Genomic DNA, 22158 nt, shown 5'->3' with positions numbered 1-22158 from the left:
CCGCAATTCCGAAGGGAAGACAAACCGGCTCGCCATATCCCCATTTTCCCCCGGTACCGCTGGCGAAAGGGGCGTTGTGCGCGCGAAGTGCTTGGATGACGGGTCCGGTTGGAATAGACTGTTACGCGCAAATCACAATGAGAGAGGAAGCTCCATGAGTGTGCGTGTATCCGGCAAACATATGGACATCGGCGACGCGTTCCGCTTGCGCATTGAAGAACAGATCGGAGCGGCCGTGACCAAATATTTCGATGGAGGCTATTCGAGCCACGTCATAGTGGCAAAGTCCGGTCCGCGATTCAGTGCCGACTGCAAGGTTCACCTCGACACCGGTGCCGCCCTGCAGGCCAATGGCGAAGCGAACGATCCGGTTCTCGCTTTCGACGCCGCGTCGGGGCGGATCGAGAAGCGCCTTCGCCGCTACAAGCGCAAGCTCAAGGATCACCACAACGGAAATGGCCAGGCCTATGCGGAAGTCGCATACACGGTCATGGATTCGATTCCGGAGGATGCGGACGAACTGCCGGCGGACTACGCCCCGACCATCGTCGCGGAAAGCACCAAGACGCTCAAGACCATGTCCGTTGCCAGCGCCGTGATGGCGCTCGACATGACGGACGAGCCGGTGCTTCTGTTCCGCAGCGTTGGCCAGGAGGATCTCAATATCGTCTATAGACGTAACGATGGAAATATTGGCTGGATAGATGCAGCCAATATCAAAGGCTAAAGTGGCAGGGGGGTGCGCCCAGGGGCTGGGCGCATCCCGCCTTACTCCCTTCACTGCGGCTCACGAGGACAAAGGCATGGCATTGGCAGGTTTGCTGCAGCAGAGTGCGATTATTCCGGCGCTGAAGGCCAGTTCGAAAAAGCAATTGCTTCAGGAACTGGCGATAAAGGCGGCAAAGGTCACCGGGCTTCAGGAACGCGAAATCTTCGATGTGATCCTGCAGCGCGAGCGTCTCGGGTCGACGGGAGTCGGCAACGGCATCGCCATCCCGCACGGGAAGCTGAAGGATCTCACCCAGATCACGGGCCTTTTCGCTCGCCTGGAGACGGCGGTGGACTTCGAGGCGCTCGACGACCAGCCGGTCGACCTCGTCTTCCTCCTGCTGGCGCCCGAGGGCGCGGGCGCCGACCATCTGAAGGCCCTTTCACGTATCGCCCGCGTGCTGCGCGATCCGGCCATGGTGGCCAAGCTGCGCGCCTCGGATTCGGCGACGGCGATCTATGCCTGCCTCAGCGAGGAACAAGCCAACGCCGCCTGAGCCGGCCGGGCCGCGAGCGCCGGGGGAACGCGTGTCGCGTCCTTCGCCGATCGTTGCGCGAATCGATCGCGCGCCGATGATTGCGTACGTCGGCTCTCCGCGGAGCCCCTTTCTGCCTTCCTGACTCTCAGCCGGTGATCGCCAGGTAGTGGCGGTAGCGGCCGTAGTGGTTGACGACGTCGGCGATCACCTGGTCTAGATCATAGCCGTAGATGTCATAGCCGCGGCTGCCCTGGGCGAGGAAGACCTCGGCGCGATAGTAGCGGTTGCGCCCGCCTTCATTGCGCGCGGCGTCAATGACGACAAAGGCCGGGATCGGCTTGCTGACGGGACGGACCTCATAGACGAAGGGCGGCACCGTCTCGCCATGGCTGATCACAAAGCGCAGGCCGTCCTCGGTCTTTTCAACGTCGGCCTCGATGTCCTCGGGTTTTTCCAGTTCGCGCGCCACCGTCTCGAACGCCTTGGCTACGGTCGAGGCGATGAACCGCTCCACCTGCGGGCGGCCGGGGTGGTCGATGATGGCGCTGATGCGCCGCCGCCAGAACTTGGCCGCCTCGTGCGGCACCATCGGCGCGGCGGGCAGGCTGGCGCTGGTCGTCAACGCCACCTCGTCGCTCAGCGCCTTCCAGATTCCATAGCACATCAGGACCATGAGGACCGACAGAGGCAGCGCCGCGATCACGGCCGCCATCTGCACAGCATCCAGCCCGCCGGCCAGGAGCAGGCAGGCGGCGACGCCGCCGCAAACGAGCGACCAGAACACCCGCAGCCACAGCACCGGCTCCTCGTCGCCCTGCGAGGTGATCATGGCGATCACCAGCGCGCCGGCGTCCGAGGCAGTGACGAAGTAGACCGCCACCAGCAGACCCGTCAGCCAGGCGAGGAAGGTGGACCAGGGCAGGTACTCGAAGACGGTGAACAGCGCGATCGGCATGTTCTCCGTGACGGTCCTGGTGATCTGCCCATCCGCCACATTCCTGTCGAGCCAGATAGCGACGTCGCCGAAGACGGTGAACCAGATGAAGCTGAAGCCTGCCGGCGCGAAGAGCACGCCTAAAAGAAACTGGCGGATGGTGCGACCGCGTGAGATGCGGGCGATGAACAGCCCGACAAACGGCGACCACGAGATCCACCAACCCCAGTAGAACAGCGTCCAGCTGCCCAGCCATTCGGTCGGCTCGTAGGCATAGATGTGGAAGGTGCGCGCGACGAAGCCGTTCAGGTAGAGGCCGATGTTCTCGACAAAGGCCTGCAGCAGGAAGCGTGTCGGCCCGAGCACCAGGATCAGGAACATCAGGATGAACGAGACGATGATGATCATCTCGCTGAGGCGGCGAATGCCGTTGTCGAGGCCGGTCGCGACCGTGACCGTGGCGAGCCCGGTAACGATTGCGATCAGCACGAGCTGCGTCTCCAGGTTCTGCGCCAGGCCGAAGAGGTAGGTGCCTGTGGCATTGAGCTGCGCGACGCCGAGGCCGAGCGAAGTGGCGAGGCCGGCCAGCGTGCCAACCACGGCGAAGATATCGATGACGTCGCCGAGCGGGCCGTTGATCCGGTCGCCCAGCAACGGACGGAAGGCCGAGCGAATGACCAGCGGCTCATCCTTGCGGTAGCCGAAATAGGCGAGCGCCAGCCCCATGACGGCGTAGATCGCCCAGGCGTGAACGCCCCAGTGGAAGAAGGTTACTTCCATCGCGTCCCGCGCCGCCTGCGCCGTGCGGGGCTCTGCATCCGGGGGGGCGCTGAAGTGCATGATCGGCTCAGCGACGCCGTAGAAGACGATGCCGATGCCCATGCCCGCGCTGAACAGCATCGCCACCCAGGTGCTGTAGCTGTAGTCGGGCTCGGCTTCGTCGGGGCCGAGCTTGACCCGGCCGAGCGGGCTGATGGCAAGAAACAGCAGGAAGATGACGAAGCCGCCGACGGCGAGCATGTAGAACCAGCCGAGCTCGGCGATGATCCAGTCATTGGCGCGCTTGAAGAGGGCTGCGGCCACCTCGGGGAAAATGGAGGCGAAGAGGATGAGCCCGAGCGAGATGATGGCCGAGCCGTAGAAGGAGATGGGCGAAATCCCGGTGAGCGGCTGTTTCATTCCAAGCCTCCCTTTTCCGCGGCCATTCGACGGCACGGGGGTGCACCAGATCCGAGAGTAACGCTCCACGCTCGGGCGGAACAGGCCTTTCATCCCGCCTGTGGAATGCACGGAGGGCCCTGCGGTCGCGCGCGAAAAGCATCCTTTCCGAACCGATTGCGGCAAGGCTAACAAAAAATGCCCGGCGCCGAAGCGCCGGGCTTTCATCCCGTTCATGCCGGAGGCTTGATCGTTCAGCCTTGCTCGGGGTTGTCGCCACCGTTTGCCGGTGCCTTCGGGCCACCCTTGGAGACGCCGACCATGGCCGGGCGAAGCACGCGCTCACCGATGGTGTAGCCGTCCTGGATGACCTGGACGACGGTGCCGTTCGGCACCTCGGTGTTGGGCACCTCGAACATCGCCTGATGGAAATGCGGGTCAAACTTCTCGCCCATCGGCTCCAGCTTGCGCACGCCGTGGCGCTCGAGCGCCGCCAGCATCGACCGTTCGATCATTTCCACGCCTTCAATCAGCGCCTTCAGTCCGGCCTCGCCGGCTTCCAGCGCCTCGGCGGGAACGGCCTCCAGCCCGCGGCGCAGATTGTCGGAAACGCCCAGCATGTCCCGCGCAAAGCCTGCAATGGCGTAGGACTTGGCGTCCTTGACGTCGCGTTCGGTGCGACGGCGAAGATTGTCCATCTCGGCGGCAAGGCGCAGATACTTGTCGCGCAGTTCGGTGTTTTCCGCCTGCAGCAATGCGGCCGGATCGGCCTCTGCCGCCTGCGCGCCGGCTTCGTTGTTCTCGGGCGACACAGCGGCGGTCTCGGCCTCGTCATTTGCGGCTTCGGGGCCGTGTTTGCTGGTATCGTCGGTCATTGGTTTCTCCGGATTGAGAAATCGCGTGCATCGCGCGGGATTACAATACCCAGGCCATGCACAGGTTGATCGGCCAAAGCGACCCTGCCCATCCGGCGGATGCGCGGCGCTCATGTTCCCTCCCAGCCGTCCGCGCGCCTTTTAAGTTGCGCGGACAATGGGAGGGAGTTGAGGCGGATATCGAGCTTCGGATCGAAAAAATCAAGGCTTGTTCGACAAACTTGCAGAACTGGCTTCAGCGCGACAGTCGCGACATCAGTTGTGCGGTGTAGTCGACCATCGGCACGATCCGTGAATAGTTCAGCCGCGTTGGCCCGATCACGCCGACCGCGCCGATGATGCGTTCGTCGCTGTCACGGTACGGAGCCACAATCAGTGAAGAGCCGGAGAGCGAGAACAGCTTGTTCTCGGAGCCGATGAAAATGCGCACTCCCGACCCGGCTTCGGCGAGGTTCAGAAGCTCGATCAGGCTGTCCTTCTTCTCCAGGTCATCGAACAGCATCCTCAACCGATCGACATCTTCGATACCGGCCAGCCCTTCGAGCAGATTGGCGCGGCCGCGCACGATCAACTGCGTCGGCTTGCTCTCGTCGATGCCGCCAGACCAGACTGCAAGCCCGCGCTCGACCAGGTCCTGTGACAGCAGATCCAATTCCTGGCGCACCTCGCGGCGCAACCGTTCGAGCTGGGTGCGAGCCTCGTGGATCGTACTGCCGGCGAGGTGTGCATTGAGAAAGTTCGCCGCTTCGTTCAGCTGCGAATTGGTCGTGCCGGCCGGCAGCTCGATGATGCGGTTTTCGACCTGGTCATGCTCGCCAACCAGCACAACCAGCGCCTTGGTCGGTTCCAGCCGGATGAACTCGACGTGCTTGAGCACCGAATCGTTCTTCGCCGTGATCACGATTCCCGCGCCGCGCGACATGCCGGAAAGCACCTGGCTTGCCTCACCCATCATCGTCTCGATGCTCTGTCCGTGCACCGGTCGATGAACGTGCCGGGCGATCGAGGCGCGATCCTCGTCTGAGATGTTGCCCACCTGCATGAAGGCGTCGACGAAAAACCGAAGGCCCAGCTGGGTGGGAAGCCGCCCGGAACTGACATGGGGCGAATAGATCAGCCCGAGCGTCTCCAGGTCGCTCATGACGTTGCGCACGGAAGCCGGCGACAGTGACATCGGCAGGATGCGGGATAGATTCCGCGACCCGAGCGGCTCGCCATGCTCCAGATAGCTCTCGACGATCCGGCGGAAAATCTCGCCAGAACGCTCGTCCAGCTTTTTGTGAATGTCAGTCTCCGCAGAGTGTCTCAATACCATGCCGGTCAACGTTTCCCTTTGCCTTTGGAACTATAGTGACCCGGCCCACTTGCAGACAAGGGCAAATGCGACCGGCCGGGGAGGCGCCGCGTGAACGAAATTCCCGGAAATCGGCCAATTCGACGATTTCCTCTCCCGGCGAAGTCGTTTAGAAGCATCGCCAGACAAGGACACGACACGGAGTTCGCGATGCGGCCGTCAGGCAGAAAAACCGACCAGATGCGCAAGGTTTCCTTCGAGCGCAATTATTCCAAGCACGCGGAGGGCTCCTGTCTGGTGAAGTTCGGCGATACGCATGTGCTGTGCACGGCGAGCCTTGAGGAAAAGACGCCGCCGTGGCTGCGCAACAGCGGCAAGGGCTGGGTCACGGCCGAATACGGCATGCTGCCGCGCGCCACTGGCGAGCGGATGCGGCGGGAGGCGGCGGCCGGCAAGCAGGGCGGCCGCACCCAGGAAATCCAGCGCCTGATCGGCCGGTCGCTGCGTGCCGTAGTCGACCTGACCGCGCTCGGCGAAAAACAGATCACCATCGACTGTGACGTCATCCAGGCCGACGGCGGCACGCGCACCGCCTCCATCACCGGCGCCTGGATCGCGTTGTACGACTGCCTGAAGTGGATGGAAACGCGCGGGATGATCAAGGTCGAGAAGGTTCTGAAGGACCACGTCGCCGCGATCTCCTGCGGCATTTTCGCCAGCCAGTCGGTGATCGACCTCGACTATCTCGAAGACTCTGCGGCCGAGACGGACGCCAATTTCGTCATCACCGGCACAGGCGGCATCGTCGAGATCCAGGGCACGGCTGAGGGCAAGCCGTTCACCGAGGAGGAATTCGCAAGCCTGATGGCGCTGGCTAAGAGCGGCATCGCCGAACTGGTCGAGCTGCAAAAACAGGCGATCGCCTGACGGCTTCGCGCGCCGGCGTGAGAGACGTTGCATTTCGCCCTTGCCCCTCATCCGCCCTTCGGGCACCTTCTCCCCGCGAGCGGGAGAAGGGCCTGAGGGACGGGGAGAGTGAGAGGCGAACGCAATGCCTGACACGAGACCAGCCCTTCAGAGCATCCTCGAAACGGCTCTCTACGCCGAAAACCTCGATGCGGCGGAGGCTTTCTACGGGGGCCTGCTCGGGCTGGAGAAGATCAGCCGGCATGCGAACCGCCACGTCTTCTTCCGCTGCGGCTCCGGCGTGCTTTTGATCTTCAACCCGAGGGAAACGATCGTCCCACCGCCGCCGCAATCCTTGCCGGTACCCGTCCACGGCACGACCGGACAGGGGCATGTCTGCTTTCGCGTTCCCGCCAGCGATCTTGATTTCTGGGCGGAAAAGCTCAAAGAAGCAGGAATCGCCATCGAGGCCGATTTCCGCTGGCCGACCGGCGCCCGCTCCATCTATTTCCGCGACCCCGCCGGAAACAGCCTCGAATGCGCCGAACCCGGCCTCTGGGGCCTGACCTGACAGGAAACGATATGCGCAAGCTCGACACCCGGACGATCATCGTCGCCAGCCACAATGCCGGCAAGATCCGCGAGATCCGCGACCTGATCGGCCCGCTCGGGTTCGAAGCCAAGTCGGCCGCCGAACTAAACTTCATCGAGCCGGACGAAACCGGCACCACCTTCGAGGAGAATGCCGCGATCAAGGCGCTGGCCTCGGCGAAGGCCGCCGGCCTGCCGGCACTTTCCGACGATTCCGGGCTGGTGATCGACGCGCTCGGTGGCGCGCCCGGCGTCTACACCGCCAACTGGGCGGAGAAGGAAGATGGCAGCCGCGACTTTTCCATGGCCATGGAGAAGGTGGAAACAGCGCTCGTGGAGAAGGGTGCGGACACGCCCGCGGATCGCACCGCCCGCTTCGTCTCCGTCCTCTGCCTCGCCTGGCCGGATGGGCACACCGAGTTGTTCCGCGGCGAGATCGAGGGCGCCGTCATCTGGCCACCGCGCGGCACGCAGGGCTTCGGCTATGATCCGGTCTTCCAGCCGGAAGGCTTCGAGACCACCTTCGGCGAGATGAGCGCGGAAGAAAAGCACGGCTGGAAACCCGGCGACACGCAGGCGCTTTCCCATCGCGCCCGCGCGTTCAAGCGCTTCGTCGAAACCTGCCTGGAGGCTTGAGCCATCCATGACGGCGGTCACCCCGTTCGCACCGAAGCAGCCGATCACCGCGGATCCCCTGGATCCGGGTTTCGGCATCTATGTGCACTGGCCCTTCTGTGCCGCCAAATGCCCGTACTGCGACTTCAACAGCCATGTCCGCCATCAGCCGGTCGACCAGGAGCGCTTCGTTGCCGCCTTCCTGAAGGAGATGGAGACGATGCGGCGGCTTTCCGGCCCGCGCACGGTCACCAGCATCTTCATGGGCGGGGGCACGCCGTCCTTGATGGCGCCGTCGACCGTCGACGCAATCCTGTCCGGCATCGCCCGCCACTGGCACACTCCTGACGGCATCGAGATCACGATGGAGGCGAACCCCTCCAGCGTCGAGGCGGAGCGCTTCCGCGGCTATCGCGCAGCCGGCGTCAATCGCGTCTCGCTCGGCGTCCAGGCGCTGAACGACCGGGACCTGAAGTTCCTCGGTCGCCTGCACGACGTCGACGATGCGCTCAAGGCGATCCGGCTTGCCCGCGAGATCTTCCCGCGCATGTCGTTCGACCTGATCTATGCCAGACCAAACCAGACAGTCGCCGACTGGGATGCGGAGCTGAAGCAGGCTGTCTCCTATGCGGTCGACCACCTGTCGCTGTACCAGCTGACGCTCGAGGAAGGCACGCCCTTCTTCGGTCTGCACAAGGCCGGCAAGCTTGTTCTTCCCGATGGCGAGCAGTCGGCGATCCTCTACGAAGCGACGCAGGAGATTACTGCGCGCGAAGGCCTTCCCGCCTACGAGGTCTCCAATCATGCGCGCCCCGGCGCCGAAAGCCGGCACAACCTCACCTACTGGCGCTATGGCGATTATGTCGGCATCGGTCCCGGCGCCCATGGTCGCGTGTCCACGGGCGGCGCAAAAATCGCCACCGCGACCGAGCGCCACCCCGAGACCTGGCTCTCGCGGGTTGAGGAAAACGGCCACGGCATGGTCGACCAGGAGGTGCTTGAGCTGCCGGAACAGGCCGACGAACTGCTGCTGATGGGGCTGCGGCTCACCGAAGGCGTCGATCTCGCCCGCTGGCAGATGCTGTCGGGCCAAGGCCCGGACCCCGACCGCGAACAGTTCCTGATCGACCACGGCTTCATCGAGCGTCTGGGCAATTCCCGCCTGCGCTGCACGCCCGCCGGCATGCTGATCCTCGACGCGGTGGTGGCGGACCTGGCCTGCTGAAGCGCCAACTCGCCGTCGCGCATCCGCCCAGCCTGCGGCACAGCACCATGGTCACATCAAGTGGCTATCTTGCGAACCGCGCCAACATCAAGTCGGACACGCTTGCAAAATAGTCCCCGCCGCGTCGTTCAGAGCAAATGCGCCTCGATTCGCTGCTCTTCGGGTTTGGCGTGCAAGGACGGATTTCTCCGCCCAGGATAAACATAGACCGGTCTGCCGATTCCGCAGATGAAGATCGGCGAACTGTCGATCTCGGCGCCGGTCTCCTCCTGTTCGTCGGCCTTCCGATGGAAAAACAACCCAAGCCACTCGAATGACGTCCGCCGGGCCGCGCCGAACGACAACCGGCTGCCAAAGTGGAGCGCCATTTTGCCGAGCACATCGCCAGTCATTTCCGCTCTCCCGAGCTGTTTTCCGCAGCCACGGTACAGACCGTTGAGGGCCAAACCTAATTTGTTTCTTAAATGGTGGTATTTCGCAGCCTTTTGCTTTGGCGCGTTCCAGCCTCTCGCGCGCAAAGGGCGGGCTGACGCATGAACATAAACTTTCTAAATGACGCCATGATATGAATAAATTTTGCTGATACAGCCTTCCTCTGTAACGTCGACATCATTCGGTCCTGAGCGATGGAGGAATGCAATGATGGACGACATGCTGCACGTGATGAAATGGCACAACGGCGAAAAGGAGTACTCGCCGTTCTCTGATGGTGAAATGAAACGCCGACAGGACGACGTGCGTCGCTGGATGGCCGAAAACAATGTCGATGCGGCACTGTTCACCTCCTATCACTGCATCAACTACTATTCCGGCTGGCTCTACTGCTATTTCGGCCGCAAATACGGGATGGTCATCGACCACAACAACGCCACCACGATCTCGGCAGGCATTGACGGCGGCCAGCCCTGGCGCCGCAGCTTCGGCGACAACATCACCTACTCGGACTGGCGCCGGGACAATTTCTATCAGGCCGTGCGGCAGCTTACTCCGGGTGCCAAGCGCATCGGCATCGAGTTCGACCACGTCACGCTCGATTTCCGCCGCCAGTTGGAAGTGGCGTTGCCGGGCGTGGAGTTCGTCGACGTCGGCCAGCCGTCGATGTGGATGCGGACGATCAAGTCAGCTGAAGAGCAGAAGCTGATCCGCGAGGGCACCCGCGTCTGCGACATCGGCGGTGCCGCCTGCGTGGCCGCCGTCAAGGCCGGCGTGCCGGAGCACGAGGTCGCGATCGCCACGACCAACGCGATGATCCGCGAGATCGCCAAGTCGTTCCCCTTCGTCGAACTCATGGACACCTGGACCTGGTTCCAGTCCGGCATGAACACCGATGGCGCCCACAACCCGGTGACCAACCGCATCGTGCAGTCGGGCGATATCCTGTCGCTCAACACCTTCCCGATGATCTTCGGCTACTACACGGCGCTGGAGCGGACGCTGTTCTGCGATCATGTCGACGATGCGAGCCTCGACATCTGGGAGAAGAACGTCGCCGTCCACCGCCGCGGCCTCGAGCTGATCAAGCCGGGTGCACGCTGCAAGGACATCGCCATCGAGCTCAACGAGATGTACCGCGAGTGGGACCTCCTGAAGTACCGCTCGTTCGGCTATGGCCACTCCTTCGGCGTGCTCTCCCATTACTATGGTCGCGAGGCGGGCGTGGAACTGCGCGAGGATATCGATACGGTTCTGGAACCCGGCATGGTGGTCTCGATGGAACCGATGGTGATGTTGCCGGAAGGCATGCCCGGCGCTGGCGGTTATCGCGAGCACGACATCCTGATCGTCAAGGAAGACGGCGCCGAGAACATCACCGGCTTCCCGTTCGGTCCGGAGCACAACATCATCCGCAACTAAGCGCCTTGAAACAGAAGCGGGCCAGCAGAGACAACTGCTGGCCCGCTCTGCGCATTCGGACGGAACCCGTCAGCCCTGGAACTCAGTCCGCAACGCCTTGACGATACCGTCTACGCAGACGTTGAGAAGAATCCGGCCCTTTTCCTCGGAGGCCTGCTTGGGTGAGGAAAGCGTGCCGCACTGCGGCGTCCATTCGGGCTTCGGCGGATAGACGTCGTAGGGGGGGAAACTGGCGGGCGGATGGTCGATGGCGCGCTCGAGATGAACCATGTGCGGATGCAGTGCCAGCATCAGCGACGTCTCCAGCACGCCGCCGTGTTCAATGTCCCAGCCGGGAAAGCCGTCCGGATAGAGCTTTGCAATCGTCGCCTTGTCGACGAAGTCCCAATAGGAAAGCACGACGATCTTCATGTCGTCGATGCCACTCCAGCGCAGTTCACGCAGTGCCAGATCGATTCCCTCGATGATGAACCAGGAGTTCTCGAAGTGGCCATTGACCAGGCTTATTTTCCGGACGCCGTGGCGCGCGAATTCCTTGATGACGTCGCGCAGCGCAGCAACCAGCGTGGCGCCATCGAGGCTCGTCGTTCCCGGCAAGTGATTGCCACCGCCGGACTTCTGATGAGACTTGTAGCCATAGGTGAACGGCGGGGCCACCAGCGCGCCAACCTGGCCCGCGACACGCCGGGCGAACTCGACCGGCAGCAGCACATCGACATGCATCGGCATGTGATGGCCGTGCTGTTCCATCGAACCGATCGGGATCAGGATCGGAACGGAGCCGTCCCGCACCTTGGCGTCGTAATCCGGCCAGGGCAGTTCGGCGGCGAAAACGGAATCGGCTGGCATTAACATCTCCTCATCTAAGTTGAAGAGGAATAATTGCTGCTTGCCGGAGAATATGGGAAATTTATAATCGTCATCGTTACATGAGAAATTCAAATCCGTGCGCAACATCGTCAACTTCCAGACAGACCTACTGCGAACCTTCGTCTCGGTCATCGACCTCGGCGCTTTCACCAAGGCGGGCGAAGCGCTTGGGCGAACGCAACCGGCCATCTCGCTGCAGATCAGGCGGCTTGAGGAGCTTGTGGGCTCTCCGATCATCAAGCAGGTCGGCCGTACGCTTCTCCTGACCAGCGAGGGGGAGATGCTCTTGAGCTATGCGCGTGAGATCTTGCGGCTGAACGACGAGGTCGCCTCCTATTTCGACCGGTCAAAAATCGCCGGGGTCATCCGCGTCGGCCTTCCCAACGACTATGCGGTGGCCTTCCTGCAGGGCGTGATCACGGAGTACACCCGCCAGCATACGGACATATCGCTCGAACTGCATTGCGGGTGGAGCGCCGAGATCCTCGACCGGCTGCACGCCGATGAACTCGACATAGCGGTGGCCATGGTCAACGGAGAGCGCGCGCAATATTTGTCGCGGTCGTGGATCGAGCGACCGATCTGGGCGGCGGCGGCAGATGTCAGTTTCGATCCGGCCATCGGCATTTGCCTTGCAGCACATCCCGAAGGCTGCGCCTATCGCGCAAGGATGATCCAGGCGCTGGACGACGCGCAGATCCGCTGGCGTGTCGCCTATACCGGCTCTGGCATCGCCGGCCTTCAGAATGCCGTGGTGAACGGTCTGGGTGTCAGCGCGCTGACGCAGTATACGATGCTTCCGGGCATGCGCGCCCTCGATGAGCGCGACGGCCTCCCGCCGCTCGCCGAGATTCGTGTTGGTCTTTTCTACAAACACCCGCGTCTGTCCGACGCCGGTATCGGGCTGGTCAACCACATCATCTCGCGGCTTGACGAAGCAGGCGTTTCATCGTCCCCGCGGAGTCGTTATTCGGAACTTGATCGGCGATAAGAAAAGCAAATGCAAAAATTATGAGAATTAATTTTTCAAATGCATGGACGCTGCATACGCTTCTCTCATAACAAACGGGAGGGGAATGGAATGAGCGTCAAGGTTATACCGTCGGAGCGCCGTACCCGGCGTGAGTTTCTGAAAAGCACCGCCATCGTGGGCGGCGGGATTTTGGCTACACCCTATCTGAGCCGCCTTGCTTTCGCCGCACCGACCGAGCTGACGATGCTCGCCTGGTACGGTCATGCCGAACCCGACGTCGTCGCGGAATTCGAGGCGGAGAACAACGTCAAGTTCAAGCCAAAATACTATACCGGCGGCGACAACATGCTGGGCCTGATCGCCCAGTCGCCTCCCGGCACCTTCGACATCATCCTCTCCGATGCCGAGTACGTCCAGCAGCTCAACGCTGCCGGCTACATCGAGGAACTCGACCCGAAGGACTACGCTTTCGACGAATTCTTTCCGGAGTTCCAGCAATTCCCCGGCCACTGGCAGGATGGCAAGCTCTATTCGGTGATCACCCGTTTCGGTTTCCTGGGGGTTGCCTACAACACCGAGGCGATCACCGAGAAGGAGGCCTCGACCTACAAAGTCTACTGGGACGAGAAGCTGAAGGGCAAGGTCGGCCATTTCGACTGGCACCTGCCCAATCTCGGCCAGATCAGCCTGCTGAACGGCAACGCCTCTCCTTATGACATCGACGAATCCGCCTGGGAAAAGGTGCAGGAAGTAACCAAAACGCTGCGCCCGCAGATCGGCGGTTTCTTCGACTACGGCGGCACCTTCTCGTCGCTGCAGAACGGACAGATGTTGGTCATGGCCGGCATCGGCGACTGGATCACCGGTGCCCTTGAAAAGGGCGGCGCCAAGGTACGCAGCGTCATCCCGGAGGAAGGCGGTCTCCAGTTCACCGAATCCTTCTCCATCGGCAAGGGCTCGCAGAAGGCCGATCTTGCCAAGAAGTGGATCCAGTACATCACCTCGGCCAAGGGCCAGGTGAAGTCGGCCAACATGGCTGCCTATCCCTGCCTGATCCCGAACAAGAAGGGCTGGGAGCTGCTGGCCGTGGAAACGCCGGAAGAGGCCAAGCGCCAGGGAATGCTGCTCAATGAGAGCAACGCGATGGACCTGATCCGCAACGGCCGCATCAAGTACCGGCAGTTACCCGTGCAGCAGAGCCTCGAGACCTGGAACGACTTCTGGTCCGAATACAAGAGCGCGTAGCGCCACCAGACCTGCATAACTGCCGACACTCGTCAGGGCGGGCCTCGGGGCCCGCCCGTTCTTTCCGGCAATCCTGCGCGGTGCTGGCCGTGCAGTCGCATGGACGTGGGACTACACGATGCGGAAATCAATAACTCTCTATGGTCTGACCTTCTCGCTGCCGATGCTCGTCTGGCAGGTCATGTTCTTTCTCGCGCCATTGTTGTTCCTGATCGCTCTCAGTTTCTGGACGGTCCGGAACTTCCGCATGGAGCCGAACTTCGACACCGTCAACTGGGTCTGGATGCTCTCGCGCGGCGTCTTCTGGGATGCCTATCTGCGAACCTTCGCGCTCGCTACGGCGGCTGCCATCATCACCAGCGCGGTTGCCTTTCCCTGCGCCTATGCGATCGCCTACAAGCTTTCGGACACCGCACGGCGCTGGGCCGTGTTTCTGATGGTGATACCCTTCTTCACCAGCTACCTGGTGCGCATCTACTCCTGGCAGATCTTCCTGTCCGACAACGGCATCTTCAACGCGCTGTTTGCCAAGGTCGGGCTCGGGCCGTTCGGGATGCTCAACTCTACCTTCGGAGTCATGGTCGGCTACCTGACGCTGAGCTTGCCGCTGGTCGTGCTGCTGCAGCTTTTCAGCCTGATCTTCGTGGACAGAACGTTGATCGAGGCGGCGCACAACTTGCGCTGTGGCCGGCTGCGCACCGTCTTCGAGGTCATCGTCCCCTCGGCACGGGTCGGCCTCGTGATCGCCGCGCTGTTCTGCTTCATCCTGACCTTCGGCGATTTCGTCAGCCCGCTCTACCTCGGCGGCGGCGACCCGCCGACCCTTTCCATCCTGATCACGGACACCACCAAATCGGGCCAGCAGTGGCCGCGGGCGGCGGTGATTGCCCTGATCATGATCGCAACGCTGCTGGCCGTCGCCTTCGCATTGGTCAACTACGCCTACAAGGAGCGCGGACGATGACCTTCAACCGCAACCGCCTGATCGACTGGGCATTGAAGCTTTACCTGTTGCTGGCCTTCGCTTTCGTCTTTGCGCCGATCGGCGCAAGCTTCGTCTTCTCGTTCAATGTCGACCGGTTCCCCTCGCTTCCGCTCGGTGGCTTCTCGACCATCTGGTACGAAGCGGTGGCCAATGATCCGTTGGTCTGGGAAGGACTGCGAAACACGCTGATAGCAGGCGTCGTGGTGTCGGTCCTGGCGACGGCGATCGGCTTCGGCGCCGCCTATACCGACTTCCGCTACAGGTTCTTCGGCAAGTCGCTCTATGTCGCGCTGGCGCTGTTGCCGCCCACCATCCCGGTGGTCATCCTCGGCCTCGCCATGCTGGCCTTCCTGTCGAACGTCAGCCTCTCCGGCGCCATCCATTCGGTCATCATCGCCCATGTGGTGATGTGTGCGCCCTTCGCCATGGCAATCGTGCGGCTGCGCCTATCACAGATGGATCCGTCGCTGGAGTCCGCGGCATGGAATCTCGGTGCGTCGGAGTGGATGGCGATGCGACATGTGATCATCCCCTTCTGCAAGCCGGCGATCTTTGCGGCACTGTTCATCACGATGGCGGTGTCCTTCGACGAGTTCGCCGTCGCCTGGTTCGTCTCGGGCCTCAACGAGACGTTGCCGGTCAAGGTGCTCGGCTTCCTGCAAGGCCAGGTCAGCCCCCGCATCAACGTTATCGGCACCTTCGTCTTCATTGTCTCGATGACGCTGGTGATCCTCGCCCAGGTCCTTCTCATGAAACGCAGCGGTGCGCCTAAAGTGACCGCCGAAACTGCCGGAGTACAAGTATCATGAACGACAAGGCTCTCGTTGTCTTCGACGGCGTCGTCAAGCGGTTCGGCGCATTCCTCGCGGTCGAACGGACGGACTTCGAAATCCACAAGGGTGAGTTCCTTGCCATCATGGGCTCCAGCGGTTGCGGCAAGACCACGACGCTGCGCATGCTGGCCGGGCTGGAGGCTCCGAGCGAAGGCGAGATCCGCCTTGCCGGCAAGCGCATCAACGACCTGCCGACCTGGCGGCGCGATACGCCGATGGTGTGGCAAAGCCTCGCGCTCTTCCCCTTCCTGACAGTACGCGAGAATGTGGAGTTTGCTCTGCGGATGCGCGGGCTTGAGAAATCCAAGCGCCGCAAGCGGGTCGACACCTGGCTGGAGCGAATGCAGATCACCGAGTTTGCCGACCGCAATGTCGCGCATCTTTCCGGTGGCCAGCGCCAGCGCGTCGCACTCGCCCGCTCGCTGGTGACAGAACCGGAAATCCTGTTGCTGGACGAGCCGTTGTCGGCGCTCGACGCCCATCTGAAGGTGCGCATGCAGACGGTGCTGTCCAATCTGCAACGTGAACTCGGCATCACCTTCGTCTACGTCACGCACAGCCAATCCGAGGCGTTCTCCATGGCCGATCGCGTCGTGATCATGAGCCGCGGACGGATCGAGCAGATTGGCAACCCGCAGGAAATCTACCGCGCGCCACGCACGCGGTTCGTTGCGGAATTCCTGGGGTCGAACAATATCTTCAGCGGCACCGTCTCGGGCGTCGATGGCGCGTCCGTGAAGATCGCTACACCCGCCGGTGACTTCGTCGTCTCGTCCAATGCCACGACGCCGCTCAGCAAGGGGGACCGGGCGACCTTTGTGGTGTCGGACGATCGGGTCCACCTCAGCGGCGAAAAGCCGACGAATGACTACAATTCAGTGCGGGCATCGGTGGTGGGCGAGGAGTTCGTTGGCGCGACGGCGATCATTCACTTGGAGAATGCCGCAGGCGCTCTGGAACTGAAGGCGCAGAAAAGCCATGATGAACTGGAGAAGATTGACCATTCTCCGGGAGCACAGGTGTGGGTCTCCTGGCGCCCCGAGGCCGCACATATCCTGCCGGGACAGGATTGACCCGGAATTGGCCTTTGGCGCCGGGGCCTTGGTCACCTGTTTTTTGGGAAAGCGGAGGTCGGGCCATATCGTGCGATCCTGCCGGGCGGGTTGGGAAAGGGAGCTGAGATGTTTGAACGTGGCATCGGACAGGTCGTTGCTAACCAGCGAGCGTCCGACAGGGACGAACAGAAGTCCAGGGGGGCAACGCTCAGGGTCGGGTTCGTCCTTGCTCGGCATTTTACATTGAGCGCCTTCTCCCTGTTCATCGACACCCTCCGGCTTGCCAGCGACGTTGACGATCGCTCGGGCCGCGTTCTGTGCGATTGGGAAGTCATCAGCGCCACGCCGCATATGATCAAGTCGAGCAGCGGGGTTCAGGTGTCGCCGACCACCAGGCTCGGAAATCCGGAACGCTTCGACTACATCGCCGTCATCGGCGGCCTGCTTGATGTCGAGGAGCCGCTCGATCGCGAAACGGTCGCCTTTCTGCATCAAGCGTCCCGGAAGAAGGTCAGGATCGTCGGGGTCTGCACCGGCAGCTTCATTCTTGCTGGCGCGGGCTTGTTAAAGGACCGTCTCGCTTGCGTGAGCTGGCTCCACCACGCCGAGTTCAAGGCCCGTTATCCGGCCATTCGACTGACCTCTCAACGGCTGTTTGTCGAGGATAGGAACACGATTACCTGTGCAGGCGGCAGTGCGGTCGCCGACCTCGCCGCGCTGCTGGTTCGCCGCCATGTCGGAGAAGGTCCGGAGCGAAACGCTCTCGAAATCCTTCAGGTCGAGCGCCGGCGCGAGGGCAGCGAATTGCAGAGCCGCATGCCGATCTTGCTGCCGACGCATGACGATGCGCGGATCAAGGCCGCCTTGTTGTGCATGGAACAACACATCGAAGAGAAGGTCGGCATCGAAACGATTGCGGAGAAAGTCGGACTTTCACGTCGCCAGCTGGAACGTGTCTTCCACAACAAGACCGGGATCTCTCCTGCGACGGCCTATGAGAAGATCCGCATGAAGAAGGCGTTGCTTCTGGTCGAGCGCACGTCCAAATCCCTGATCGAGATCGCCCTCGAGGTTGGTTTCGAGAGCAGCTCTCACTTCTGCAGAAAATTCCGTGCGAACTTCGGCTCGACGCCGACCGCCCTGCGCATCAAGGCACGAAGGTCTAGTTGCAGCCGCGCCGGGCGATAGATGCGGCTAAGCGTCCCTGGAAAGGGTTGCGACCAGTCTGAAGAGCTGGCGGAAGAGAATGGGAGTCGAACCCACCAAAGACCGTCTAACGGCCCCTCCCGGATTTGAAGTCCGGACGCCCCACCGGGAACGAGTCTCTTCCAGTCCCGCCAACCTGCGTCAGATCGCCGAACAAGTCCAGTTTCTGGCGATTGAGCCTGCGCCGGTCACCGCGCCGTACCGTTACGCCGCTGCGGTCGAAGAACTCCAGGATCTGGATCGCCACCTTGCGCCCGCTGTCGACGTGATCCCGAAAACCGGCGGCCGTGAACCAGCCGCTATCGACGCTCGGGTGCATTTCCGCGGCGATGCCGATCATTTCCGCGATCGTCTCCCGCAGGAAGAAGCGGTCCTGCGCCACCTCGTGCACCCGGCCCATGCGGCTTGCCAGTTTCAGGAGGCGGCGGATGTCGGCTTCGCGCTCACCCAGCAGTCCGGCGATATCGCGCACGCGCTGGGGCCGGAAACGCGTCTCTTCGCCGATGAGCGGCAGCAAGCGGTGCCAGAGTAACTCATCGGCAGCGCTCATCGTCGCCTTGTGGCTGCTGAGCCGCAGCCAGACGCCGTCGAGTGCGACCGCTCCTTCCGCGAGCAGTACGGAAACCACTGCACGGAACGCAGGGGCGGGCAAGCGCGGCTGCAGCACCAGCCGCAAGCGCTCAAGCCCCATGCCGGCAAGGTCGGGATTGGCCGCGTGGAACAAGGCAAGCTGCTCAAGAAGCGCTGCACAGAACGCTCGCCACCGCTTCGGCAGCATCAGGAGCGCCGATGCGCCGCACGGTAGCATGACGGCACCGAGCGTCCGCGCAAAGGCCGCCGTATCCTTGGGCAGGGCACGGTCCCGCAGGAAAGCCGTAGCATCCAGGTGGTATGGTTCGACTGAAAGCAGAGCCCGTGCTGCTGCAACCGGGTCGTCGATCGCATGGGCTGAAAGTTGCGCCGCGCGCTCCGGGCTTCGCCGCTTGCGCTGCGGGGCGCGCAGGTCGAGGAAGCGCCCGCCGCCGATGGTGCGCCTGGCCGAGACGTCGCGAATGACGTACCGGTCGCCGGCGGCTGCGGCGATCGGGCGATCCAGCACCAGTTGAACGCGGCTGTCGGTCCCGGGCCGCAGATCCTCGTCTCCCAGAAGCACAATGCGCGCGCCGACCTCCGTCGAGGCGTGGTGCAGGCGCGCTGGAAACCACTGGCCAAGCGACTTTCGTTCCGACGGCAGGAGCCGCAATGTCGCGTCGATGCGGCCGGTAGGTGCATGGAGGGTGGGGGAGACCACCATATCGCCACGACCGATCTCCGCTTTCGAGATGCCGTCACCTGCGAGATTGAGCGCGCAGCGGTCACCGGCCTGGCCCGTTTCGGTTTGACGGTTCTGCGCGTGCAACGAGCGGACCCGCACCGCTTTTCCCGAGGGACTGACGATCATATGGTCGCCTACCCTGACCCTGCCGGAAAGCACCGAGCCGGTGACCACCGTGCCGACACCCTGGATGGTGAAGGATCGGTCGACGGCGAGGCGGAAGCGTCCGGCGGCGCGGCGATGCTCGAAGCCGCGCGCCGCCTGCGCCAGCGCCGCCTGCAATTGCGGCACGCCTTCGCCCGTGCGGGTCGATACCACCATGATCGGAATGGCGCCCAAACCCGTTACGCTCAGTTCGTTGCGGATCGTCCCTTCGACCTCGGCGATGCGCTCGGGCGCCACGAGATCGCTCTTGGTGATCACCGCCACGCCCTGGCGGATGCCGAGCAGATCGACGATCGCCAGATGTTCGCGCGTCTGCGGCATCACGCCATCGTCGGCGGCGACCACCAGCATGACGAAATCGATGCTGGCCGCACCGGCCAGCATCGTGTGGATGAACTTCTCATGCCCCGGAACATCGACGAACCCGAGGATCACCTCCGGGTTTTCAGGCAGCGGCAGGTAGGCGAAGCCGAGGTCGATCGAGATGCCGCGGGCCTTCTCCTCCTTGAGGCGATCGGTGTCGACCTGCGTCAGCGCCTTCACCAACGATGTCTTGCCGTGGTCGATATGACCTGCCGTTCCGATAATCATGGCGGGTCAGGCCTTCCGGCGTCCGCTTCGACGGTCAGCCGCTCGTCATCGGTCAGCGCGTCGCGCGCCGCCTTCATGAAAGGCGCGGCAAGCTTGCTGCCGCCTCTTTCAGCGCGCAGCAGCCAGAGGTAGGCCGAAACCGGATCGCGTTCGATGCCGGTGCCGAGGTGCAGGGCCGCGCCCAGCATGGCCCGACCGTCGGCGTCTCCCGCCTCGGCGCCCTTTCTCCACCAGGAGGCGGCCGCCTCCGCGTCGCGCGAAACGCCGAGCGCATTGTGATAAATCATGCCGAGCCGCGTCATTGCGGCCGGGACGCCGCCTTCCGCTGCCTTCAAAGCCCAATGCCGTGCCTCGACCGGATCGGCAGCGACGACTTCACCTTCGAGCAGCATCCAGCTTACCATGTCCTGTGCCTGCGCATCGCCCTGTTCGGCGGCAAGGCGGTAGAGTCGGGCGGCTTCCGGATAGTCCGGTTCGGCGCCCTGGCCATTGAATAGCAGCGATGCCAAGTTGCGCTGGCCGGACGGATCGCCAGCCTCTGCCGACAGCGTCAACCAGCGCCGCGCGAGGCTCGGGTCACGCTCGACGCCGAGCCCGCCGGCAAAACAGGCGCCGATATTGTTCTGCGCGCGGGCGTGGCCGTCCCGTGCAAGCGGCTCCCAGATGGAGAGCGCTGTCGAGTAGTGTCCGGCCTTTGCGGCATCGAGAGCGCTCTGCATCGCGTCTGCGACCTTGTCCGTCTTCGGCTTGCGGGTGAAGAGATCAGCGATCCGCATCTTCGGTGGACCTGCCCATTTCCGCGGGGAGGCCGAAGAGATTGGTGAGGAAGCGCTCCTCGTCCTCCAGACAGCGCAGATCAAGGATAAGCGCGCCGCGCTCGACCCGGCCGATCACCGGCATTGGCAGCCGTCGCAGCGCGGCCGAGAGGCCGGTAAGCCTCATGCCGCTTCCGTCCGTCGGCGTGACCGCAAGCCCGGCGCTGGCGATGGTCGACAGCGGCAGGGCGCCGGAGCCGATCTGGCTTTGGCAGTCGATAACGCTCACATCGAAAGCCGCCCCCAGCGTCGGTTGCAGGGCAGGGGCTAGGCGCGTCGCGAGCGCCCTGATTTCGTCGGCCGATCGTGACAGAAAGCGCATCGTCGGCAGGCGCTCGGCAAGCCGGTCTGGATCACGATAGAGCCTCAGCGTTGCTTCGAGGGCGGCAAGTCTGATCTTGTCGACCCGCAGGACTCGTTTCATCGGGTTGTTGTTGATCTGCGCGATCAGGTCGCGGCGCCCGACGATGAAACCCGCTTGCGGTCCGCCCAGAAGCTTGTCGCCGGAAAAGGTGACGATATCGGCGCCCTCGGCCACCGCCTCGCGCACGGTCGGCTCGTGCGCCAGGCCAAAGGCCTCGAGATCAGCGAGTGTGCCGGATCCCAGATCATTGACGAGCGGGACACCCTTTCCCTTCACAATCGCCGCAAGTTCCGCCGCCGGAACCTCGCGGGTAAAGCCCTCGATCCGGTAGTTGGAGGTGTGGACCTTCAACACCACCCCGGTTTCATCGTTGATGGCATCGGCGTAGTCGCGCGGATGGGTGCGGTTGGTGGTTCCGACCTCGACCAGCCGCGCACCGGCGCGGGTCATGATGTCGGGCATACGAAACGCGCCGCCGATCTCGATGAGTTCGCCGCGCGAGACGATCGCGTCCTTGCCGGCGGCGAGGCTGTTCAGCACCAGAAGGACGGCAGCGGCATTGTTGTTGACGATGGTGGCGTCTTCGGCGCCGGTCAGTTCGCAGACGAGCGCGCGCAGGTGATCGTCACGTTCCCCGCGCTTGCCCGTGGCGAGGTCGAATTCCAGCGCCACCGCCTCGCGCATCGCCATGGCCGCGGCCTCGATCGCCGCGTCTGCCAGCACCGCGCGGCCGAGATTGGTGTGGAGCACCGTGCCGGTCAGATTGAACAGCGGCCTGAGGCTGGAGCGCGCGGCCGTTTCGAGCAGAACCGCCGCCCGCTCGGCGATGACGGTCATCGACGGTGGCGACGTGCCAGCCTTCACCTCCTCGCGCACAGCTGCGAGCGTACGCCGCACGGCATCGGCCACGGCCAGGCGACCGAACCGCGCGATCGATCCGCGGGCCTGTTCCGTCTGCAACACCTGGTCGACCGCCGGAAGCCGGCGCAGGCTTGCCTGCGTGCCGTCATCCCGGAGCTCGCTATTTCTCTGCTCCATTGCA

At 63.1% G+C, this 22158-nt stretch carries 20 protein-coding genes, 1 tRNA gene and 1 pseudogene; 13 read left to right on the top strand and 9 right to left on the bottom strand.

Annotated features, from left to right (window positions below):
- Positions 1 to 154: 154 nt before the first annotated feature.
- Together hpf and ptsN are read left to right on the top strand one after the other, a co-directional pair.
- Entirely contained in the window at positions 155 to 727 is a 573-nt protein-coding gene (gene hpf / locus J2Y48_RS11065; protein ID WP_310417179.1) for a ribosome hibernation-promoting factor, HPF/YfiA family, read from the top strand.
- Positions 728 to 803: 76 nt separating this feature from the next.
- Positions 804 to 1265: a PTS IIA-like nitrogen regulatory protein PtsN gene (gene ptsN, locus J2Y48_RS11060; RefSeq protein ID WP_310417176.1), complete on the top strand. Its 462-nt coding sequence runs from the start codon at positions 804 to 806 to the stop codon at positions 1263 to 1265.
- Positions 1266 to 1392: 127 nt separating this feature from the next.
- Here the strand turns inward: ptsN and J2Y48_RS11055 are convergent, their stop codons facing one another.
- The 3 genes from J2Y48_RS11055 to hrcA all read right to left on the bottom strand — a co-directional run bounded on the left by J2Y48_RS11055 (position 1393) and on the right by hrcA (position 5529).
- Complete coding sequence (locus tag J2Y48_RS11055; RefSeq protein ID WP_310417173.1) at positions 1393 to 3360, bottom strand: BCCT family transporter; 1968 nt, start codon at positions 3358 to 3360, stop codon at positions 1393 to 1395.
- Positions 3361 to 3593: 233 nt separating this feature from the next.
- Positions 3594 to 4214, bottom strand: coding sequence for a nucleotide exchange factor GrpE (grpE, locus tag J2Y48_RS11050; RefSeq protein WP_310417170.1), 621 nt, complete (start codon positions 4212 to 4214; stop codon positions 3594 to 3596).
- Positions 4215 to 4449: 235 nt separating this feature from the next.
- The gene (gene hrcA / locus J2Y48_RS11045; RefSeq protein ID WP_310417167.1) at positions 4450 to 5529 is read right to left on the bottom strand and encodes a heat-inducible transcriptional repressor HrcA; all 1080 of its coding nucleotides are present in this window, start codon (positions 5527 to 5529) and stop codon (positions 4450 to 4452) included.
- Between the two features lie 189 nt (positions 5530 to 5718).
- Here hrcA and rph point away from each other — a divergent pair, with 189 nt between their 5' ends.
- The 4 genes from rph (at position 5719) to hemW (ending at position 8845) form a co-directional block, all read left to right on the top strand.
- Complete coding sequence (gene rph, locus J2Y48_RS11040; protein WP_310417164.1) at positions 5719 to 6435, top strand: ribonuclease PH; 717 nt, start codon at positions 5719 to 5721, stop codon at positions 6433 to 6435.
- A gap of 124 nt (positions 6436 to 6559) precedes the next feature.
- Positions 6560 to 6985 carry a VOC family protein gene (locus J2Y48_RS11035; protein ID WP_310417161.1) on the top strand — a complete coding sequence of 142 codons (426 nt, stop codon included), beginning with the start codon at positions 6560 to 6562 and terminating at the stop codon, positions 6983 to 6985.
- 11 nt (positions 6986 to 6996) lie between these two features.
- Complete coding sequence (gene rdgB, locus J2Y48_RS11030; RefSeq protein WP_310417158.1) at positions 6997 to 7641, top strand: RdgB/HAM1 family non-canonical purine NTP pyrophosphatase; 645 nt, start codon at positions 6997 to 6999, stop codon at positions 7639 to 7641.
- 7 nt (positions 7642 to 7648) lie between these two features.
- A complete protein-coding gene (hemW, locus tag J2Y48_RS11025; RefSeq protein WP_310417155.1) occupies positions 7649 to 8845 on the top strand; it encodes a radical SAM family heme chaperone HemW in 1197 nt (398 codons plus the stop codon).
- Positions 8846 to 8973: 128 nt separating this feature from the next.
- Here hemW and J2Y48_RS11020 read toward each other — a convergent pair whose 3' ends face one another.
- Positions 8974 to 9291, bottom strand: a complete 318-nt coding sequence (locus tag J2Y48_RS11020) for a hypothetical protein (protein WP_310417151.1) — start codon at positions 9289 to 9291, stop codon at positions 8974 to 8976.
- A 193-nt stretch (positions 9292 to 9484) separates the two neighbouring features.
- On the opposite strand from J2Y48_RS11020, the gene J2Y48_RS11015 reads away from it, so the two are divergent.
- Positions 9485 to 10699 carry a M24 family metallopeptidase gene (locus tag J2Y48_RS11015; RefSeq protein WP_310417148.1) on the top strand — a complete coding sequence of 405 codons (1215 nt, stop codon included), beginning with the start codon at positions 9485 to 9487 and terminating at the stop codon, positions 10697 to 10699.
- A gap of 69 nt (positions 10700 to 10768) precedes the next feature.
- On the opposite strand, the gene J2Y48_RS11010 is transcribed toward J2Y48_RS11015, so the two are convergent.
- Positions 10769 to 11548 carry a creatininase gene (locus J2Y48_RS11010; RefSeq protein ID WP_310417145.1) on the bottom strand — a complete coding sequence of 260 codons (780 nt, stop codon included), beginning with the start codon at positions 11546 to 11548 and terminating at the stop codon, positions 10769 to 10771.
- A 97-nt stretch (positions 11549 to 11645) separates the two neighbouring features.
- Here J2Y48_RS11010 and J2Y48_RS11005 point away from each other — a divergent pair, with 97 nt between their 5' ends.
- The 6 genes from J2Y48_RS11005 (at position 11646) to J2Y48_RS10980 (ending at position 17848) form a co-directional block, all read left to right on the top strand.
- Complete coding sequence (locus tag J2Y48_RS11005; RefSeq protein WP_310417142.1) at positions 11646 to 12560, top strand: LysR substrate-binding domain-containing protein; 915 nt, start codon at positions 11646 to 11648, stop codon at positions 12558 to 12560.
- A gap of 90 nt (positions 12561 to 12650) precedes the next feature.
- The gene (locus J2Y48_RS11000; protein WP_310417139.1) at positions 12651 to 13787 is read left to right on the top strand and encodes an extracellular solute-binding protein; all 1137 of its coding nucleotides are present in this window, start codon (positions 12651 to 12653) and stop codon (positions 13785 to 13787) included.
- Positions 13788 to 13905: 118 nt separating this feature from the next.
- Positions 13906 to 14751 carry an ABC transporter permease gene (locus J2Y48_RS10995; protein WP_310417135.1) on the top strand — a complete coding sequence of 282 codons (846 nt, stop codon included), beginning with the start codon at positions 13906 to 13908 and terminating at the stop codon, positions 14749 to 14751.
- Positions 14748 to 15581 carry an ABC transporter permease gene (locus J2Y48_RS10990; protein WP_310417131.1) on the top strand — a complete coding sequence of 278 codons (834 nt, stop codon included), beginning with the start codon at positions 14748 to 14750 and terminating at the stop codon, positions 15579 to 15581. Before J2Y48_RS10995 ends, J2Y48_RS10990 begins: the two co-directional genes overlap by 4 nt.
- Positions 15578 to 16678: an ABC transporter ATP-binding protein gene (locus J2Y48_RS10985; protein ID WP_310417128.1), complete on the top strand. Its 1101-nt coding sequence runs from the start codon at positions 15578 to 15580 to the stop codon at positions 16676 to 16678. The genes J2Y48_RS10990 and J2Y48_RS10985 overlap by 4 nt, the downstream gene beginning before the upstream one ends.
- Before the next feature lie 108 nt (positions 16679 to 16786).
- A complete protein-coding gene (locus J2Y48_RS10980) occupies positions 16787 to 17848 on the top strand; it encodes a GlxA family transcriptional regulator (RefSeq protein ID WP_310417125.1) in 1062 nt (353 codons plus the stop codon).
- A gap of 46 nt (positions 17849 to 17894) precedes the next feature.
- On the opposite strand, the gene J2Y48_RS10975 is transcribed toward J2Y48_RS10980, so the two are convergent.
- From J2Y48_RS10975 to selA, 4 genes and pseudogenes are all read right to left on the bottom strand, one after another.
- A tRNA-Sec gene (locus tag J2Y48_RS10975) sits at positions 17895 to 17990 on the bottom strand.
- Positions 17991 to 18098: 108 nt separating this feature from the next.
- A pseudogene (selB, locus tag J2Y48_RS10970) lies at positions 18099 to 19937 on the bottom strand (selenocysteine-specific translation elongation factor); the annotation flags it as partial.
- Positions 19934 to 20713, bottom strand: a complete 780-nt coding sequence (locus tag J2Y48_RS10965) for a tetratricopeptide repeat protein (RefSeq protein WP_310417122.1) — start codon at positions 20711 to 20713, stop codon at positions 19934 to 19936. The pseudogene selB and the gene J2Y48_RS10965, both read right to left, overlap by 4 nt.
- Complete coding sequence (gene selA / locus J2Y48_RS10960; RefSeq protein WP_310417119.1) at positions 20700 to 22154, bottom strand: L-seryl-tRNA(Sec) selenium transferase; 1455 nt, start codon at positions 22152 to 22154, stop codon at positions 20700 to 20702. Before selA ends, J2Y48_RS10965 begins: the two co-directional genes overlap by 14 nt.
- Between the last annotated feature and the right edge of the window lie 4 nt (positions 22155 to 22158).

Origin of the sequence: Mycoplana sp. BE70 (assembly GCF_031455855.1) — a bacterium.
GTDB lineage: Bacteria > Pseudomonadota > Alphaproteobacteria > Rhizobiales > Rhizobiaceae > Mycoplana.
This window is presented reverse-complemented; position numbering and strand designations above follow the sequence as displayed.

Bases quoted from the DNA above. Each gene is read 5' to 3' on its own strand.
- hpf (WP_310417179.1), top strand. From the start codon at position 155: ATGAGTGTGCGTGTATCCGGCAAACATATGGACATCGGCGACGCGTTC.
- ptsN (WP_310417176.1), top strand. From the start codon at position 804: ATGGCATTGGCAGGTTTGCTGCAGCAGAGTGCGATTATTCCGGCGCTG.
- J2Y48_RS11055 (WP_310417173.1), bottom strand. From the start codon at position 3,360: ATGAAACAGCCGCTCACCGGGATTTCGCCCATCTCCTTCTACGGCTCG.
- grpE (WP_310417170.1), bottom strand. From the start codon at position 4,214: ATGACCGACGATACCAGCAAACACGGCCCCGAAGCCGCAAATGACGAG.
- hrcA (WP_310417167.1), bottom strand. From the start codon at position 5,529: ATGGTATTGAGACACTCTGCGGAGACTGACATTCACAAAAAGCTGGAC.
- rph (WP_310417164.1), top strand. From the start codon at position 5,719: ATGCGGCCGTCAGGCAGAAAAACCGACCAGATGCGCAAGGTTTCCTTC.
- J2Y48_RS11035 (WP_310417161.1), top strand. From the start codon at position 6,560: ATGCCTGACACGAGACCAGCCCTTCAGAGCATCCTCGAAACGGCTCTC.
- rdgB (WP_310417158.1), top strand. From the start codon at position 6,997: ATGCGCAAGCTCGACACCCGGACGATCATCGTCGCCAGCCACAATGCC.
- hemW (WP_310417155.1), top strand. From the start codon at position 7,649: ATGACGGCGGTCACCCCGTTCGCACCGAAGCAGCCGATCACCGCGGAT.
- J2Y48_RS11015 (WP_310417148.1), top strand. From the start codon at position 9,485: ATGATGGACGACATGCTGCACGTGATGAAATGGCACAACGGCGAAAAG.
- J2Y48_RS11010 (WP_310417145.1), bottom strand. From the start codon at position 11,548: ATGCCAGCCGATTCCGTTTTCGCCGCCGAACTGCCCTGGCCGGATTAC.
- J2Y48_RS11000 (WP_310417139.1), top strand. From the start codon at position 12,651: ATGAGCGTCAAGGTTATACCGTCGGAGCGCCGTACCCGGCGTGAGTTT.
- J2Y48_RS10995 (WP_310417135.1), top strand. From the start codon at position 13,906: ATGCGGAAATCAATAACTCTCTATGGTCTGACCTTCTCGCTGCCGATG.
- J2Y48_RS10990 (WP_310417131.1), top strand. From the start codon at position 14,748: ATGACCTTCAACCGCAACCGCCTGATCGACTGGGCATTGAAGCTTTAC.
- J2Y48_RS10985 (WP_310417128.1), top strand. From the start codon at position 15,578: ATGAACGACAAGGCTCTCGTTGTCTTCGACGGCGTCGTCAAGCGGTTC.
- J2Y48_RS10980 (WP_310417125.1), top strand. From the start codon at position 16,787: ATGTTTGAACGTGGCATCGGACAGGTCGTTGCTAACCAGCGAGCGTCC.
- J2Y48_RS10965 (WP_310417122.1), bottom strand. From the start codon at position 20,713: ATGCGGATCGCTGATCTCTTCACCCGCAAGCCGAAGACGGACAAGGTC.
- selA (WP_310417119.1), bottom strand. From the start codon at position 22,154: ATGGAGCAGAGAAATAGCGAGCTCCGGGATGACGGCACGCAGGCAAGC.